The organism is Pseudomonas sp. P7759, from assembly GCF_013386445.1.
In the GTDB taxonomy this organism is placed as follows: Bacteria; Pseudomonadota; Gammaproteobacteria; order Pseudomonadales; family Pseudomonadaceae; genus Aquipseudomonas; species Aquipseudomonas azotoformans_A.
Genome location: NZ_JACART010000003.1, coordinates 441,451 through 457,648 on the forward strand (window position 1 = coordinate 441,451; position 16,198 = coordinate 457,648).

18 protein-coding genes, 1 tRNA gene and 1 pseudogene are annotated in these 16,198 nt (G+C 59.6%); 5 read left to right on the forward strand and 15 right to left on the reverse strand.

Features of this window, described 5'->3' with window-relative positions; all coding sequences use genetic code 11:
• The first annotated feature begins 8 nt into the window (after positions 1–8).
• Positions 9–98 (forward strand) — tRNA-Ser (locus HX823_RS02850).
• A gap of 93 nt (positions 99–191) precedes the next feature.
• Here HX823_RS02850 and HX823_RS02855 read toward each other — a convergent pair.
• From HX823_RS02855 to HX823_RS02865, 3 genes are all read right to left on the reverse strand, one after another.
• Positions 192–545 carry a gamma-glutamylcyclotransferase family protein gene (locus HX823_RS02855; protein ID WP_177074074.1) on the reverse strand — a complete coding sequence of 118 codons (354 nt, stop codon included), beginning with the start codon at positions 543–545 and terminating at the stop codon, positions 192–194.
• 9 nt (positions 546–554) lie between these two features.
• Positions 555–1,214: a M24 family metallopeptidase gene (locus tag HX823_RS02860; RefSeq protein ID WP_177074075.1), complete on the reverse strand. Its 660-nt coding sequence runs from the start codon at positions 1,212–1,214 to the stop codon at positions 555–557.
• 70 nt (positions 1,215–1,284) lie between these two features.
• A complete protein-coding gene (locus HX823_RS02865) occupies positions 1,285–1,863 on the reverse strand; it encodes a DUF4337 domain-containing protein (RefSeq protein ID WP_038841917.1) in 579 nt (192 codons plus the stop codon).
• A gap of 184 nt (positions 1,864–2,047) precedes the next feature.
• Here HX823_RS02865 and HX823_RS02870 point away from each other — a divergent pair, with 184 nt between their 5' ends.
• A complete protein-coding gene (locus HX823_RS02870; protein ID WP_177074076.1) occupies positions 2,048–2,896 on the forward strand; it encodes an oxidoreductase in 849 nt (282 codons plus the stop codon).
• A gap of 4 nt (positions 2,897–2,900) precedes the next feature.
• On the opposite strand, the gene HX823_RS02875 is transcribed toward HX823_RS02870, so the two are convergent.
• Positions 2,901–3,257, reverse strand: a complete 357-nt coding sequence (locus HX823_RS02875; RefSeq protein ID WP_177074077.1) for a helix-turn-helix domain-containing protein — start codon at positions 3,255–3,257, stop codon at positions 2,901–2,903.
• Positions 3,211–3,462, reverse strand: a pseudogene (locus tag HX823_RS02880) (type II toxin-antitoxin system RelE/ParE family toxin); the annotation flags it as partial. The gene HX823_RS02875 and the pseudogene HX823_RS02880, both read right to left, overlap by 47 nt.
• A 256-nt stretch (positions 3,463–3,718) precedes the next feature.
• On the opposite strand from HX823_RS02880, the gene HX823_RS02885 reads away from it, so the two are divergent.
• Positions 3,719–4,408: an HAD-IA family hydrolase gene (locus HX823_RS02885; RefSeq protein WP_371317936.1), complete on the forward strand. Its 690-nt coding sequence runs from the start codon at positions 3,719–3,721 to the stop codon at positions 4,406–4,408.
• A gap of 90 nt (positions 4,409–4,498) precedes the next feature.
• On the opposite strand, the gene HX823_RS02890 is transcribed toward HX823_RS02885, so the two are convergent.
• Positions 4,499–5,245 carry a 3-oxoacyl-ACP reductase family protein gene (locus HX823_RS02890; protein ID WP_033901224.1) on the reverse strand — a complete coding sequence of 249 codons (747 nt, stop codon included), beginning with the start codon at positions 5,243–5,245 and terminating at the stop codon, positions 4,499–4,501.
• Positions 5,246–5,371: 126 nt separating this feature from the next.
• Here HX823_RS02890 and HX823_RS02895 point away from each other — a divergent pair, with 126 nt between their 5' ends.
• Positions 5,372–6,301 (forward strand): LysR family transcriptional regulator, encoded by a 930-nt coding sequence (locus HX823_RS02895; protein WP_177074078.1) that lies wholly within the window; start codon positions 5,372–5,374, stop codon positions 6,299–6,301.
• Here the strand turns inward: HX823_RS02895 and HX823_RS02900 are convergent.
• The 3 genes from HX823_RS02900 to HX823_RS02910 form a co-directional block, all read right to left on the reverse strand.
• Positions 6,282–6,998, reverse strand: coding sequence for an aspartate/glutamate racemase family protein (locus tag HX823_RS02900; protein ID WP_038847334.1), 717 nt, complete (start codon positions 6,996–6,998; stop codon positions 6,282–6,284). The genes HX823_RS02895 and HX823_RS02900 overlap by 20 nt on opposite strands.
• Positions 6,999–7,011: 13 nt before the next feature.
• On the reverse strand, positions 7,012–8,538 hold the full coding sequence (locus tag HX823_RS02905) for an NCS1 family nucleobase:cation symporter-1 (RefSeq protein ID WP_038847340.1): 1,527 nt from the start codon (positions 8,536–8,538) through the stop codon (positions 7,012–7,014).
• 344 nt (positions 8,539–8,882) lie between these two features.
• Positions 8,883–9,617, reverse strand: a complete 735-nt coding sequence (locus HX823_RS02910) for a phosphoadenylyl-sulfate reductase (protein WP_177074079.1) — start codon at positions 9,615–9,617, stop codon at positions 8,883–8,885.
• Positions 9,618–9,770: 153 nt separating this feature from the next.
• Here HX823_RS02910 and thrH point away from each other — a divergent pair, with 153 nt between their 5' ends.
• A complete protein-coding gene (thrH, locus tag HX823_RS02915; RefSeq protein ID WP_016979242.1) occupies positions 9,771–10,388 on the forward strand; it encodes a bifunctional phosphoserine phosphatase/homoserine phosphotransferase ThrH in 618 nt (205 codons plus the stop codon).
• Positions 10,389–10,512: 124 nt separating this feature from the next.
• On the opposite strand, the gene HX823_RS02920 is transcribed toward thrH, so the two are convergent.
• The 6 genes from HX823_RS02920 to HX823_RS02945 form a co-directional block, all read right to left on the reverse strand.
• Positions 10,513–10,869, reverse strand: a complete 357-nt coding sequence (locus HX823_RS02920) for a type II toxin-antitoxin system HigA family antitoxin (RefSeq protein ID WP_038847328.1) — start codon at positions 10,867–10,869, stop codon at positions 10,513–10,515.
• The gene (locus HX823_RS02925) at positions 10,869–11,171 is read right to left on the reverse strand and encodes a type II toxin-antitoxin system HigB family toxin (RefSeq protein WP_038847325.1); all 303 of its coding nucleotides are present in this window, start codon (positions 11,169–11,171) and stop codon (positions 10,869–10,871) included. The genes HX823_RS02920 and HX823_RS02925 overlap by 1 nt, the downstream gene beginning before the upstream one ends.
• Positions 11,172–11,399: 228 nt before the next feature.
• Entirely contained in the window at positions 11,400–12,743 is a 1,344-nt protein-coding gene (gene pabB, locus HX823_RS02930; protein ID WP_177074080.1) for an aminodeoxychorismate synthase component I, read from the reverse strand.
• A gap of 178 nt (positions 12,744–12,921) precedes the next feature.
• Positions 12,922–13,908 (reverse strand): alpha-L-glutamate ligase-like protein, encoded by a 987-nt coding sequence (locus tag HX823_RS02935; RefSeq protein ID WP_033901220.1) that lies wholly within the window; start codon positions 13,906–13,908, stop codon positions 12,922–12,924.
• On the reverse strand, positions 13,908–15,440 hold the full coding sequence (locus HX823_RS02940; RefSeq protein ID WP_038847322.1) for an inactive transglutaminase family protein: 1,533 nt from the start codon (positions 15,438–15,440) through the stop codon (positions 13,908–13,910). The genes HX823_RS02935 and HX823_RS02940 overlap by 1 nt, the downstream gene beginning before the upstream one ends.
• A 5-nt stretch (positions 15,441–15,445) precedes the next feature.
• The gene (locus tag HX823_RS02945) at positions 15,446–15,982 is read right to left on the reverse strand and encodes an ATP-dependent zinc protease (RefSeq protein WP_177074081.1); all 537 of its coding nucleotides are present in this window, start codon (positions 15,980–15,982) and stop codon (positions 15,446–15,448) included.
• Positions 15,983–16,198 lie beyond the last annotated feature (216 nt).

The window sequence follows — 16,198 nt, forward strand, 5'->3', positions numbered from 1 at the left end:
CGAGATACGGTGAAGTGTCCGAGTGGCTTAAGGAGCACGCCTGGAAAGTGTGTATACAAGAAATTGTATCGAGAGTTCGAATCTCTCCTTCACCGCCAAATTCGATGTAAACAAAACCCCTGGTTTCGAAAGAGACCAGGGGTTTTGCAGTTTCAGGGGTATCACATCCTTTAGGCGGAAAGCTCAAAGCTTCAGGCCTGCACGTACACCCAAGCCCTCAACCCCGAAGCCAACCCCACCTCCACCCGCTTGTAATCCGCCACCTCATACGCATCCGCCGCCGCCAGTTCCTGCTCGGTAATCTGAAACACCGTCCCCTCAACCCTGGCGTCTGCCTGCGTACTCGGCGCCACAATCGGATGATGCGTCTTGCCACTGCTCGCCAGCACGTCCGGGTCAGTAATCTCCACCCAGCTCTGCGAGTAACCCAGCATTGCATCCTGCTGGCCGGTCAGTTCGCGGCCGAAGTTGGCCAGTTGTACGGATTTGTCTTGCAACGTGCCGTAGGAAAACAACAGCACAGGGTGTTCGGTGGAGCGGTTCATTGCAGTTCCTTAAGCGAGGAGGTCTTCGTAGAAAGCACCGTAGGGTTTGCTCGGATGGGCGATCTGGATTTCGAGGATCCACAGCCCGGCATTCGGGTAGTGCTCGAAATCCCCCAGGTCGCCGCCGCGGTGGATGGCGTGGGGGAAGTCGCTTACGCGGTGCCCCTTGATGTCGAGGTTGAGGTGCCAGCCCATGGCCTGGGCTTGTGCTTCGGCGTAGCGGTAAAGCTCGAGGCCCACGACCTGGTCGTTTTTCCAGCGGGCTTGTACGCGGTCGAACAGCGCTTTGGCGGCGCTGGCACAGGCGAGCATGTCTGGGTCGTTGCCGATGGCGAAGGTGGCGCCGGCATCGCCTTCGTGGCCTTGCCAGACGGCGCCCATGTCGATGAAGAAGATGTCGTTGTCGCCCAGCACCGGGTCGCCGTCGGAGCGTTGCTTGAAGGTCTTGAGGGTGTTGGCGCCAAAGCGAACCAGCAGTGGGTGCCAGATGCGCTGCATGTCGAGATCGGCGAGGACTTGCTTGCCCAGGTCGCGGGCTTCGGATTCGCGCATGCCGGGGCGGACACGTTGGGCGAGTTGTTCGATGGCTTGCCAGGTCATGGCCTGGGCGTAGCGCATGGAGTCGATGCTGTAGGCGGCGCCCACGGCTTCTTTGGGTTGTGCGGACACCGCTATCTCCTTGGGTAACGTTATTCCTTTTACTATATAGCGGTGGGGGCAGGGGGCCCAAGGGAATTTGCTAGATATGCAACCAGGCCAGGCTACCCAACACAACCGCCACACCAGCTGCTGCATACGACATCCGCTTCAACCACTCCCGCCGCGTCAGCAAGGTAATCGCCGCCAACGAAATCGCGATCTGGATCGCGGTCATCGCCTGGGCCCAGCGATGATGCTGGTGCAGCGCCTGCTCTGATTTTTCATCCCATTGCTTTGACGTGGCTTCAAGCTTCTCGGCCTGTTTGCGCACGTCTTCCTTCTGGCTCTTGTAGCGCTCGATTTCTTCCTTGTAATGCACCGCGTCCACACCGGGAATGTGGGTGGCCAGTTCCGCGAGGTTTTGCCGGCTGGATTTGGCCTGATAGTAATTCCACTGGTTGGCGGCTTCGGTCTTGAAGATGGCGGCGTTGTTCTTGTCCATCGCCGCTTCGCTTTCGGTGGAACCGGCCTGGTAGCTGAGCATGGCGCCGAGGGTGGCCATGAGGGCGGTCATCACGGCGATGCGGCTGGCGAAATTGTCGCCACGGCCGTGGGCGTGTTCGGTGGTGTGTTCGATGTGTTTTTCGTGAGGGCTGGGGACTTCGAAGGCTTCGGACATGGGGGCGTCTGTGAAGGGAATGAGGGAATCTGATTCTTCACCAGTGAAGCTGTCTCAAGCCTGTACGTAACGCTTGCGGGCATTGTGAAGTTTGGCTCGAAGGGGCATGCAGATTCGGCCTCTACTGGGAGAATGAGGCGGCGCTGATACTGGGGTGGTTCGTTCATTCAGAGGATTGGCTTTCATGACTTCATCCAATGCAAAACCTGTCTGGTTTATCACCGGCTGCTCCACCGGTTTCGGTCGCTACCTGGCGTTGCACACCCTCAGCCTCGGCTACCCGACCGTCGTCACCGCCCGCGACCCGCAACAGGTGCAGGACATCGTTGCCGACTACGCCGACCACGCCCTGGTGCTGGCGTTGGACGTGACCGACCCGGCCCAGGTCCGTGAGGCGGTGAAATCCGCCGAAGATCACTTCGGGCATATCGATGTGCTGGTCAACAATGCTGGCATCGGTTACTTCGGTTCGTTCGAAGAGAGTGAGTTGGACGAAGTGCGCCGCATGTTCGAGATCAACGTCTGGGGCCTCAGCGATGTCACCCGCGCCGCGCTGCCGGGCATGCGTGCGCGGCGTTCCGGTACCGTGGTGAATGTGTCGTCTGTGGGCGGGATCATGGCCTACCCGACACTGAGCTTCTACAACGCCAGCAAGTTTGCGGTGGAGGCGATTTCCGAGTCGTTGTCCCAGGAGGTCGCGCCGCTGGGCATCAAGGTGCTCTTGGTGGAACCGAGCGGTTTCCGCACCGACTGGGCTGGGCGTTCCGCCAACGAAGCGCCTCACGCGATTGCCGATTACCACGCCACCGCTGGCGCGCGCACGGCGTTGTTGCGCAGCATCGACGGCAAACAAGCGGGTGACCCGATGCGTGCGGCGATTGCCATCGTCAATGCCGTGGAGGCCGACCAACCGCCACTGCGTTTGCTGCTGGGCAAGGCAGCGCTGGCCAATGCGCGGACCAAGGTGGAAGCCTTGAGCAAGGACTTTAATGCGTGGGCTTCAGTGACTGAAGGGGCGGATTTTCCAGAGTAGCGCTCTATAGCTCCAATTGACTGGCGTTGATGCCAAACGCCCTGGCAATTTTTTCCCGCGTTGCACGGCGAGGTTTATTCACCGACTCTTGTTGGGCAAATGCAGATTGGGAAATGCCCAGGCGTTTGGCGACTTCCTCCTGGGTCAGGCTCAGGTGTTCGCGCCAGGCGCGGATGGGGGTTGCCCCATCCACCAAGCGGCTTACCACCGCATGGGGAATCAGATTTGGATCGTTCTGCTGGGCCAGGTAATGTTCATAGGGAATCACCACAAAGGCTGGCTTGCCCTCCGTATTGTGGATGATCTGTACGGCAGTAGGTTCGTTCGTCACGCTTCTTGACCTCTTCAATGCTGACCACATGGATATCGCGATCCCAATCGAAAAGAACTCGATAATTACCCACGCGCAAGCGATAACCACGGGGGTAATCAACCAATGCCTTGACGTTGGCGGCATCGGGCATGCGCTCAAGCGCTGACACAGCATCGCGTACCTGTTGCTGATGATAGGTGTGCAGCCGAAGCAGTTGCTTCACGGATTTTCGGGTCCAGTGGATGGAGTTCATTGGAGATTAATAAGTCTTTTATAAGGTTTGCAAGGGGTATTTTCTGACGCGAGTCAGTGGCAGCTCGCGTTGCCCTCACAAACCGTAGACGGTCTCCGAGAATGCCGATCGGTAAAACTGTTGTCAGGTTTGGGCACTGATTTGAAGGGCCATCAAGCAGCGAATCGAAGCGATACAAAGTCGTGGAGGTTGTCTGTATGGGACTCGTACCGCTATTGTGCTGAATCCTTTTAGTCCTTCCCCCCAAGGATCTGTTGTGACGAATGCACCACGTACTGCTGTCCCGATCAAGGCTGTGATTTTCGATATGGACGGGTTGTTGCTGGACACTGAAGGCATCTACACCGAAGTCACGCAGATCATCGCCGAACGCTATGGCCGCACCTACGATTGGGGCATCAAGCAGCACATCATCGGGCGCGGTGCCCAGGATCTGGCTGACTACGTGGTGAAGGCGTTGGACCTGCCGATCACTCCCGCCGAGTTCCTGACGATCCGTGAGCCGCTGATGAGCGAGCGCTTCCCAAAAGCTTTGGGCATGCCCGGCGCTGAAGCCTTGGTGCGGCACTTGAAGGCGCACAATATCCCGATTGCCGTGGGCACCAGTTCGTCGCGCAATTCGTTTGGTCACAAGACCACCTTGCACCGCGAATGGTTTGGCCTGTTCGACACCATCGTCACCGCTGACGACCCGGAAGTCGGCGCCGCCAAACCCGCGCCGGACATCTTCCTCACCGCCGCCCGCCGCCTGGGCGTTGCGCCCGAGGATTGCCTGGTGTTCGAAGACTCACCGTTTGGCGTCACCGCGGCCAAGGCTGCACACATGACCGCCATCGCCGTGCCGGACGAAGCCATGGCCGACAGCAAGTACCACCACGCCGACCAGATCATCCGCAAGCTCGCGGACTTCGATCTGGCAGCCTATGGCCTGCCGCCCCTGCGCTGAAAAAACGCGGTCAAAAAAATGTGGGAGCTGGCTTGCCTGCGATGGTGATCTTGAGATCGCTATCGCAGGCAAGCCAGCTCCCACACTGGGTTAAGCGCTGAAGCCACCATCAATGGTCAAGCTTGCACCGGTGATGTAGCCCGCTTCCGGCCCTGCGAGGTAAGCCACAAAGCTGGCAATTTCCTCGACATGCCCATACCGACCCACCGCCATCAACCCAATCAGACTCTCGGCAAAATCACTGTTCGCCGGGTTCATGTCGGTATCCACCGGCCCAGGCTGCACATTGTTGATAGTGATACCCCGTGGTCCCAAATCCCGCGCCAGGCCCTTGGTCAACCCCACCAGCGCCGCCTTGCTCATGGCATACGGGCCACCACCGCCAAACGGCATGCGCTCGGCATTGGTGCTGCCAATGTTGATCACCCGACCCCCTTCACCCATATGCTTGGCCGCTTCCTGGGTGGCGATAAACACGCTGCGTACGTTGATCGCCAGGGTCTGGTCAAAATCTTCCAGCTTGAAGTCTTCCAGCGGTGCGATGGCCAGCACGCCGGCGTTGTTCACCAGGATATCCAGGCGGCCAAAGGCTTCGACGGTGGCGTTGACCGCGTTGCGGATCGCACCGGCATCGGCGCTGTCGGCGTGGATTGCCAGGGCTTTGCCGCCTTCGCTGATCACGCTGTTCTGCAATTCTTCAGCCTTGGCGGCCGAGCTGACGTAGGTAAAGGCGACTGCTGCGCCCTGCGCCGCGAGGCGCTTGACGATGGCGGCGCCGATGCCGCGAGAACCGCCTTGAATCAAGGCGACTTTGCCGCTGAGGTTCTGTGTGGTCATGTCGATCTCCTAGCTGTTCAAGGCGGGATGCCTTGTTGTTGGAACCGAGTATCGACCTCGCCAGCCCCTCCCGGTAGACCGTGATTGCTATAGTCTGTGTAAACCAAAAGTTTAGAGTGGGTCGATATGGAAAGCTTTGGCAGTATCGAATGCTTCGTGCGCAGTGCCGAAGGCGGTAGCTTTGCGGAGGCTGCGCGGCACCTGAGCCTGACCCCGGCCGCCGTCGGCAAAAGTGTCGCCAAGCTGGAGGCGCGCCTGGGTGTCAGGTTGTTCCAGCGTAGCACTCGGCGTCTCACCCTGACCGAAGCCGGAAAACTGTTTCTGGAAGAGGTCAGCGGCAGTCTCACCACCATCCAGAATGCGGTGGCCAACCTGGCCACCGCCGAAGGGCGGCCGGTAGGAACGCTGAAGGTCAGCATGGGCACTGTGTTTGGTAATCGCTATGTGGTGCCGCTGCTGGGGGCGTTCATGCAGCGCTTTCCGGACATCAGCCCGGATTGGCATTTCGATAACCGCCAGGTGGACCTGATCGGCCAAGGTTTCGATGCCGCCATCGGCGGTGGTTTTGAGCTGCCCCAAGGGGTCGTGGCGCGCAAGCTCGCACCGGCGCATCGGGTACTGGTGGCTTCGCCGGATTACCTGGCGCAACGCGCTCCGGTATTCAGCCCGGAGGACTTGGCGCGCTGCGGGGGCATCCTTATCCGCTCACCGCAAACCGGCCGCGTCCGCTCCTGGCAATTGACCAGCACCGAGCGTGAACATAGCCCACTGGTGCTCAAGGCGGGCATGACCATGAGCGACTCCGAAGCCGCCTGCTGCGCCAGCGCCCAGGGCCTGGGCATCGCGTTGGTAAGCATGCCCATGGCCGTGCCGTTCCTGGACAGTGGTGCGGTGGTGCGGGTGCTGCCCGACTGGTACGTCGACGACGGCAACATCTCCATTTACTACGCCGAGCACAAACTGTTGCCCGGCAAGACCCGCGTGTTTGTGGAGTTCATCATCGAGCAGTTTGCCGAGCAGCAGTTGAACCAACGTTTCAACGCGGCCAACCGATGATTTTTTTTGGCCTCGGCGTCGCATAGGTCCTGATCTTCGACGTCGACAACCCCAACCGCACCAGCGACTCAGCGATGGTCACGGCGGCGGTCACACCGTCCACCACCGGCACACCGGTGCGCTGGCGAATCTGCTCATCCAGCCCCGCCATGCCACCACAGCCCAGGCAGATTACCTCGGCCTTGTCTTCGCTGATGGCCAGTTCGGCCTGGCGCACGATGGCTTCCATGGCCGCCAACGGATTTTCTTCCAACTCCAGCACCGCCATGCCACTGGCCCGTACCGAGGCGCAACGCTGGTACAGGCCGGCCAGTTTCAGGCGGTCTTCGATCAACGGCACGGTGCGGTCCAGGGTGGTCACCACCGAGTAAGCGTGGCCCAGGAACATTGCGGTGCTGGCGGCGGCTTCGGTGATATCCACCACCGGTACGTTGAGCAATTCCTGCAAGCCTTCACGGCCATGCTCCCCGTAGCCGGCCTGGATCACCGCGTCGAACGGCTGGTCGTAAGCCATCACCCGGTCCATCACCGCGATGGCCGCCAGGTAGCTTTCAAAGTTGCCCTCCACCGACTCCGCGCCGAAATAGGGTGTGAGCCCGACAATCTCAGTGCCGGGCGCAGCCACGGCGCGTGCCTGCTGGGCGATGGTTTCAGTGATGGATTCGGTGGTGTTGACGTTGACCACGAGGATACGCATGGAATGTCCTTGATTAATGACTGACGTTATCGACTGCAATGCTTTCGCCGCTGACATCGGCGTAGAACGGCTGACGCTTGGCGATCAGCAGGTACAGCACCCCTGCAATACCGGCGCCAAACATCCAGGAAAACGGTGACACGCTGGCAAAACCGGGCAGCAGCGCCAGGAGAATGGCAATCACCGCTGCGGGAATGAACGCCGCCACTGCGCGCAGATTGACCCCACGGCTGTAGTAATAAACGCCATTCGGGTCTTCGCTATACAGCTGCAACACGTCCACCCGGCTTTTACGGATCAACCAGTAATCGACCATGATCACGCCATACAACGGCCCCAGCAGGGCGCCCAGGCCGGAAAGGAAATACACGATCACCAACGGGCTGTTGTAGAGGTTCCACGGCAGGATCAACACTGCCACGGTGGCGCTGATCAACCCAGCACGGCGGAAGTTAAGGTACTTGGGCGCCAGGTTGCTCAGCACAAAGGCCGGTGCGACGAAGTTGGCCATGATGTTCACGGCCACGGTGACGATCAGGAACGCCAGGCAACCCAGCACCAGGAAGAAGGTATTCGGGATAGCCGCGATGATTTCAGTGGGGCTTTCGATCACCCGGCCATTGAGCTGGAATTGCCCACCGCACAGCAGTACGGTGATCGCGGCAAACACCAGGATATTCACCGGCAAGCCCCAGAAGTTGCCGACCTGGATGGTCTTGCGGCACGGCGAAGAGCGGGCGAAGTCGCAGAAGTTGAGGATCAGCGTGCCGTAGATCGCCAGCCACAGCGCGCCACCGGCAAAGATATTGCGCCACATCTCGCCGCCGCTCAGCGGTTCGCGGATCGACCAGGCGATGTTGCCGCCGGTCTGGAAATACATCCAACCGGCCAGTGACGCCACCGTCAGCAGAATCACCGGCCCGGCGAAGCCTTCGTAGCGTCGCACCATCTCCATGCCGTAGGCCAGGATCACCAATTGCACCAGCCAGATCGCCACAAAACAGGCCCAGCCGAGCGACGACAGGCCGAGGATCGAATTGTGGTCGTAGTCGGCAAACCCCGGATGAATGGCCGTCAAAAGCACGCGGAAAACTACCGAGGCCAGGTAGGTCTGGATACCGAACCAGGCAATCGCAATCACCGCTCGGATCAGCGCCGGAATCTGCGCGCCATGAATGCCGAAGCTGATACGGCTGATCACCGGGAAAGGCACACCGGTCTTCTGGCCCATGTAGCCCGACAGGTTCATGAAGAAGTACACCAGCGCCGCGCCAATCCCTAAGGACAGCAGAATCTGCCAGCCGCCCAGGCCCAAGGCATACAAGCCAATGGCGAAGGAGTAGTTGGCGATGTTGTGCACGTCATTGGTCCACAGCGCAAAGATGCTGTAGCGCCCCCAGCGACGGCCTTCGACCTTGGTGGGTGCCAGGTCCTTGTTGTGCAGCCGTGGGCTGAGCACCAGCGGACCGGGCTCGATGGCTTCGGGCTTCAGGGAGGAGGGCAGATCCAGTGCGATGTTATTCGAGAGGCTTGTACGCATTCCGGCAGGCTCCAGCGCATCGGCAGCCAAGCCGCAGATGGCAAAGTGTATGTAGGTTTTGTATTTATTGTATACAAAGCGCATTTCACCTTAAGCCACTTGCGTGCCAGTTTTTGATCTATGAAAGCTGTAGGTAATTTCGTTTTTATAGGTGTCGGAAATAACTAGCTGAATTCAAAGCGATATAAATTGACCGTTTGAACAGCTATTTATTTTGTTGGGTGAGGAGTGTGCAAAACAGCGAGGGCAGTGAGGCGGGGAAGAATGTAACTTTTCGGTGCGTAATTTTATAAGTGCACACAAGAATGGCACTAATGGTGACATTCTTGTGTACAGATCGAGGATCATGCCTTGCTGATGATATTCCCCGCATGCAGCCCGCATTCCTTCTGCGTGGCTTCTTCCCACCACCAGCGGCCTTCGCGTTCGTGCTGGTTCGGCAGCACCGGGCGGGTGCAGGGCTCGCAGCCGATGCTGATAAAGCCGCGCTCATGCAGGCTGTTGTACGGCAACTCCAGCATACGGATGTAACCCCAGACTTCCTCGCTGCTCATCTGTGCCAGCGGGTTGAACTTGTACAGGGTGCGTTCCGGGGTGGAGAAGGCTGTGTCGATTTCCAGCGCCGCCACCTGGCTGCGGGTGCCGGGGCTCTGGTCGCGGCGCTGGCCGGTGGCCCAGGCGCTGACGCCGGAGAGCTTGCGGCGCAGCGGTTCGATCTTGCGTACACCACAGCATTCGCCATGGCCGTCCTTGTAGAAGCTGAACAGGCCTTTTTCTTTGACGAAGGGTTCCAGCTTGCTCTGGTCTGGCGAGATCAGCTCGATGTCGATCTTGTAGAACTCGCGTACCTGCTCGATGAACCGGTAGGTCTCCGGGTGCAGGCGGCCGGTGTCGAGGCTGAACACCTTGACGTTCTTGTTCAGCTTCCAGGCCATGTCCACCAGCACCACGTCCTCGGCGCCGCTGAAGGAAATCCACAGGTCATCACCGAACTGGCTGAACGCCAGCTTGAGAATATCCTGGGCAGATTTATTGGCGTAAGTCGCGGCGAGTTCAGCGACGTCGAAGGCTTGGTTCATCAGGACGGTTCCTACAGGTCAGTGGCGCTGAGCGCTCTATAGGGGAGCGATGGTATCAAAATCCGCTCTGCGTTGCGGCGGCGAGCTTGAATCGCTAGAGTTCGGCAGTCCTTTTGCTCGCTCAACCGACAACATCAACAATGGGAGTGTCTTGTGGAAATTGCCTGTCTCGACCTGGAAGGGGTGCTGGTTCCGGAAATCTGGATCGCCTTCGCCGAAAAAACCGGTATTGAATCCCTGCGGGCCACCACCCGGGACATTCCCGATTACGACGTGCTGATGAAGCAGCGCCTACGTATCCTCGACGAACACGGGCTCAAGCTCGCCGACATCCAGGCAGTCATCGCGACCCTCAAGCCGCTGGACGGCGCCATCGAGTTCGTCAACTGGCTGCGCGAGCGCTTCCAGGTGGTGATCCTGTCCGACACCTTCTATGAATTCTCCCAGCCGCTGATGCGCCAACTGGGTTTCCCGACCTTGCTGTGCCACCGCCTGATCACCGACGAAACCGATCGTGTGGTCAGTTACCAACTGCGCCAGAAAGACCCAAAGCGTCAGTCGGTATTGGCCTTCAAGACCCTCTACTACCGCGTGATCGCCGCCGGCGATTCCTACAACGACACCACCATGTTGGGCGAAGCCGATCGTGGGATTCTGTTCCATGCGCCGGAGAACGTGATCCGCGAATTCCCGCAGTTCCCGGCGGTGCATACCTTTGAGGACTTGAAGAAAGAGTTCATCAAGGCGTCGAATCGGGCGTTGAGCCTGTAAGCTTTTCAGTGCGGCGGATGGCTTCTTCGCAGGCAAGCCAGCTCCCACCTTTAGGCGGTGTGAACCCGATCAACTGTGGGAGCCGGGCTTGCCCGCGATGGGGCCTTCGCAGACGCCGCAAATCTCAGATGCCAGCCAGTAAGCGCTCATAAGGAATTCGCAAGCCTTCATGCAGGCGCTTGATCATCGACAGACTCAACTTGCGCTTATGGTTCAACACTTCTGACACCCGCCCACTGGTACCGATAAAGGGCTCCAGGTCGCGGGCGGTCATGCCCAGTTGTTCCATGCGGAATTTGATTGCCTCCACCGGATCTGAAGGAGGCATTGGAAAATGCTCGGCCTCGTATTTCTCGATGAGAATGGCGAGGATTTCCAGTTCGTCACCCTCGGGAGAGCCGATTTCCGCTCCCCATATCTGCTCCACGCGCGCAAGCGCAGCGGTTAGATCCTCATGGGAATGTATAGGTTTGATGTTCATCACACGGTCTCCGCGTTGATCTGATCGTACTGGGCATGAGTCCCCACGAAACGTATAAACCCAAGCTGTCGCTGATAGTCGATCGCCATGATCACTCGATACTTGTTGCCGCCCACGTTGAAGACAACCCTGCCGCTTTTAAGAATGCTTGCCGTTCTAAGCTCTGCTTTGAGCGCTTGCGGCGTTGGGTAATTCGCCTTTTCCATATGGCGATACAGCTCGACAAGAGGTGTTTTGGCGTCGGAATAAGCTGAGTAGCTTTCCCAGAATATCCGCAAGGTAGAGAGAGCGATTATTCGCATCGCTGCAACCTCCCAATTTGGGAGATGATAGGTGTGATTGGGTTGAGATGCAATCTCGGAAACAATTTCTGACGAGTAAGCAGACGCTTCATGTGATCCCTCACAAACGGCGGTTGGGCGGTCGGAGCTGGACGCTATCTTCCAGTTCACTCACCGTCCACACGCGTTCTGAATCAGGATCTTTCTTGCTGCCTGCCCCTACGTTGCAGAGCCAGGAGGGGCGTGGGGCTACAGGTTTTCCAGAGTTTGTAACAACACCCGCACCTTCGTCAGCGACTCCTGATACTCCGCCTCCCACTGCGAATCCGCCACAATCCCGCCACCGCCCCAGCAGCACACCTGCCCATCCTTGACCAGCAAACTGCGAATGGCGATGGAGCTGTCCATCTCGCCCCGCACGTCCAGATACACCAGCGACCCGCAGTACAACCCGCGTCGCGTCGGCTCCAGTTCGTCGATGATCTGCATCGCGCGGATCTTCGGTGCGCCCGTGATGGAGCCGCCGGGGAAGCTGCCGGCGATCAGGTCGAGGGCGTCTTTGCCATCGGCCAGTTCTCCGATGACGCTGCTCACCAGGTGGTGCACGTTGGGGTAGCTTTCCAGGCTGAACAGCTCCGGCACGCTCACCGAGCCGGTGCGGCAAGTGCGGCCGAGGTCGTTGCGCAGCAGGTCGACGATCATCAGGTTCTCGGCGCGGTCCTTGGGGCTGGCCAGCAGTTCCGCGGCGTTGGCGGCGTCTTCTTCGGGCGTCAGGCCTCGGGGGCGGGTGCCTTTGATCGGCCGGGTTTCGACGCGGCGCTCGCTGATATGCACGAAGCGCTCGGGCGACAGGCTCAGCACCGCGCCGTCGTCCGGCAGGCTCTGGAACCCGGAGAATGGCGTCGGGCAGGCTTCGCGCAGGGCGCAGTAGGCAACCCAGGGATCGCCCGCACACGACGCTCGGAAGCGCTGGGCAAAGTTGACCTGGTAGCAGTCGCCGGCCTGGATGTAGTCCTGGATGCGCACGATGGCCTGGCGATAGGCCTCGGCGGTGAGGTCCGCAGCCATGGGCCCGTCAAGCTTGAAGGTCGCCGCGTGGTGGGCGACCGGCTGGCCGAACAGAGTGATCAAGCGCCGCTGTTCGCTCTCGGCCAGGGCCGGATGAAACACAAGTTGGCTGGTCTGCACCTGATGATCGCTGATCAACGCCCAGGCATATAGCCCGAACCGCGCGTCCGGCAGGTGCAAATCGTCTGCGGCAAGGTGCGGCATGTGCTCAAGATGGCGACCAAAGTCATAGCTCAGGTAACCGATCAGCCCACCCGCGAACGGCAGCGCATAGCCAGCAGGCAGATCCGCCTTGCCCAACTGCGTAAGATTTGCCCGCAAGCGTTGCAGGAAATCAACACCGCTTTCGTCGGGCGATACCGTCAATGTCGCTTGTGGCCAGGCGCTCAGCAGGTCATAACGCCCGCGCTCGGCTGCTGGCCGTCCGCTGTCCAGCAGCACCGCGCCAGGCGCATGGCGGATCGCCGCAAAATACGCAGCGGGGTTGGCCCGATAGGGCAACGGGTGTACGGAACAGGTCGACATGCGGGGTGGGTCAGCCGTTGGCGTGGGGGTGGGGGATTGTAGCCCCCCGAAGAATTTGGTCCTAGAGCGCGGTTCAAATGTGGGAGCGGGCTTGCTCGCGAATGCGGGCTGTCAGTTGATACATTCATTACTGATCCACCGCATTCGCGAGCAAGCCCGCTCCCACAGGGGACAGTGTTTAGCCCTCAACCGGCGGAATATGCCCAAACATTTCCTGCACAAACTTCACCCGCTCCTCCGGCGTTTCCGTCACGCCAGCGGCTTTCAGTGCTTCCAGCCGTGCTTCCACCGCATGCGTACGCAGGGTCAAACCGCAGTCGTTGGCAATCTGAATATTCAGCCCTGGCCGCGCATTCAACTCAAGAATCAGCGGGCCTTTCTCCTGGTCCAGCACCATGTCCACGCCGATGTAACCCAGTCCGCACAGCTCGTAGCAACCGGCCGCGAGCTTCATGAAACCGTCCCAGTTGGGCAGTTGCACGCCGTCCACCGCGTTGGTGGTGTCGGGGTGCTTGGTGATGATGTTGTTCAGCCAGGTGCCACGCAGGGTCAGGCCGGTCGCCAGGTCCACGCCCACGCCGATGGCGCCCTGGTGTAGGTTGGCCTTGCCGCCCGACTGGCGCGTCGGCAAGCGCAGCATGGCCATGACCGGATAGCCCATCAACACGATGATGCGAATGTCCGGCACGCCTTCATAGCTGATGCTCTTGAAGATCTGGTCAGGCACCACGCGGTATTCGATCAACGCACGGTCGCGGTGGCCGCCCAGGGAATACAGGCCGGTGAGGATGCTGGAAATCTGATGCTCGATCTCTTCATGGCTGATGATCTTGCCGGACACCGTGCGATAGCGCCCTTCAAAGCGGTCCGCCACCACCAGGATGCCGTCACCGCCGGCGCCCTGGGCTGGCTTGATCACGAAGTCGCTGCGCCCGCCGATGATATCGTCGAGTTTGTCGATTTCCTTTTCGGTGGAAATCACCCCGTACATCTCCGGCACATGAATACCGGCGGCGAGGGCGCGCTCCTTGGTGATGATCTTGTCATCCACGATCGGGTACAGGCTGCGCTTGTTGTACTTGAGCACGTAGTCGGCATTACGCCGGTTGATGCCCATGATCCCTCGCGCTTCCAGGGCCTTCCAGGTCTTCCAGAAACCGAACATTACTTATCAGCCTTCAAGAATGCCTTGAAACGCACCAGCTCGGTCAGGCGGTAGCCGCGATAACGACCCATGGCCAGCATGAAGCCCACCAGGATCAGCAGGATCGCCGGGAAGGTGAACACGAAGTAGATCAGCTCGGGCACGCTCATGATGATGTGCGCCAGCGATGCGGCGAACAGCGTACCAATCGCGACTTTCAGAGCATGGTTGGCGCCGCGTTCTTCCCAGGTGATCGACAGGCGTTCGATGGTCATGGTCAGGATCACCATCGGGAACAGCGCCACCGACAACCCACGCTCCAGCCCCAGTTTATGGCTGAACAGGCTGATCGCCGCGATCAGCACCACCACGAACGTCAGCACCACCGACAGCCTCGGCAGCATCTGCAATTTCAAATGTTCCAGGTACGACCTGAGGGACAGCCCCAGCGCCGTGATAATCGTGAACAGCACAATCCCGAAACCCAGTTGCGTCTCGCGGAACGCCAGGGCGATCAGCACCGGCGTGAACGTGCCCAGGGTCTGCAGGCCGATCAGGTTGCGCAGGATCAGGATCACCAGTACACCAATCGGGATCATCACCATGATCATGAAGGTCTGCTGGGTTTGCAGCGGCAGGCCGTACAGCGAGTATTCGAGGAAGTTGGCGTCGGTGTTCTCGTCCGTCAGCTTGGCCAGGCGAATCGCGTTCATTTCGCTGTTGTTCAGGCTGAAGGTCACCATGGCCTTCTTGCCGCCATCGACGGTGATCAGGTTTTCATCACCGGTCCACCACAGCAGGCGGTCGGTGGGCAAACCTTGTTCGCCGGTTTCAGGGTTGAAGTACAACCAATCATTGCCGTTGAAACTGCGCAGCCACAGTTCCGGGGTTTGCGGCTGGTCGGCCACCAGGCGGATGGTGTGGACCTTCTCCACCGGCACATGGGCGATGGACAGCAGCAATTCGACGATCTTGGCCTTGTGCGGCGTGGACGGATCGCCCGCCAGCAGCAGCTTCACATTGTCGTCATTGAGGTTGTTGGTGCGCTTGATGGCTTCGCTGATAAAGGTCTCGACGTCGGCCGAGTGCTGGCGGATCGGCGCCAGCAAGGCTTCAGCGGCGATTTTTTCCGGGCCTTCCACGGCAATGCTGTCGCGGAAGGTCGGGCCCTTGACCTTGACCTTTTCGCCGCTGTAACGCTTGGTGAGGACCAGGCGGTAATACAGGGTCTGGTTACCCTTGGCGCGGCGTGCCGACCAGGTCACCTTGCGGTTGCCGTCGGTGCGGTTGACGCTCACGCCGTAGTTGTTCGAAATAAAGCTCTCGTTGAGGCTGACGAAGTCGCGGCTCAAGGGCGGCACGAACATCTGGATCTTCACCGGGTCTTTCGGGTTGGCGACGAACTCGACCTTGGCGTCGATGTTCCACAAGTCGTCGGTGGCGTCCTCGGTGACGGGGATGCCCAGCACGAAGATCTGGTAGGCGGTGACCGAAATACCCAGCACCACCAGGATGGCGATCAGGATTTTCAGGTGCAGTGTCAGAGAGCGCATTCGGTTTACTCGGCGGTATGAGCGTCGGCGGCGCAGGCGGGTTTGCCTGCTGCGTATTTAAGACTGGGGTCGACCAGCGCATCAAAGCGTTTCAGCGCTTCGGAGCCGATCAGCAGCGGGTATTGGAATGCGCTGCGGTCAGTCAAGTTCACTTCGATGCTGCGTAAAGCGGTGCCCATGCAGATATCCAGGGCAATCACCGGACGGGCGGTGTAGTTCTTGTCCTCATCGGGGTCGTAGTCACCGGCGCGGCGCTTGATCTTGCTGACGCGGGCCAGGGGGCGTTCGATGGGGTGGGAATGGGCGGTGTCGATGGCCAGGTAGAAGCGCACCCAGGATTCGCCGTTGCGCTTGAAGCGCTTGATATCACGGGCACTGAGGGAGGCGGTCTTGGCACCGGTGTCCAGTTTGGCGGCGACTTCCAGGTCGATCCCGGCCAATTGGGCGTATTCGTTGAGGCCGTACACGGTCTTCTCGGCGGCGACGCTAAGGCCCGGTGCGGATAACAGGCAAATCAATAGAAGGAAGGGCTTGAGTCTCATAAATCCCGAGGCGGTGCAGTGCGATGTTCAATTCAAGGCGACTGGCATTACTGCGCAAGCTCCCTCGTGCGCCGTTTCATCTCGCGATGTCAGGCAAAAGTGCCGGGCATTCTAACATGATGCTTTTTTGGCGCCAGCGCTGGCAGGCGGCCATGCCCTGATAGGGTGCAACCCTGGTTATTAGACGATTGTCGACAATGTGCATTTATTCTTTGA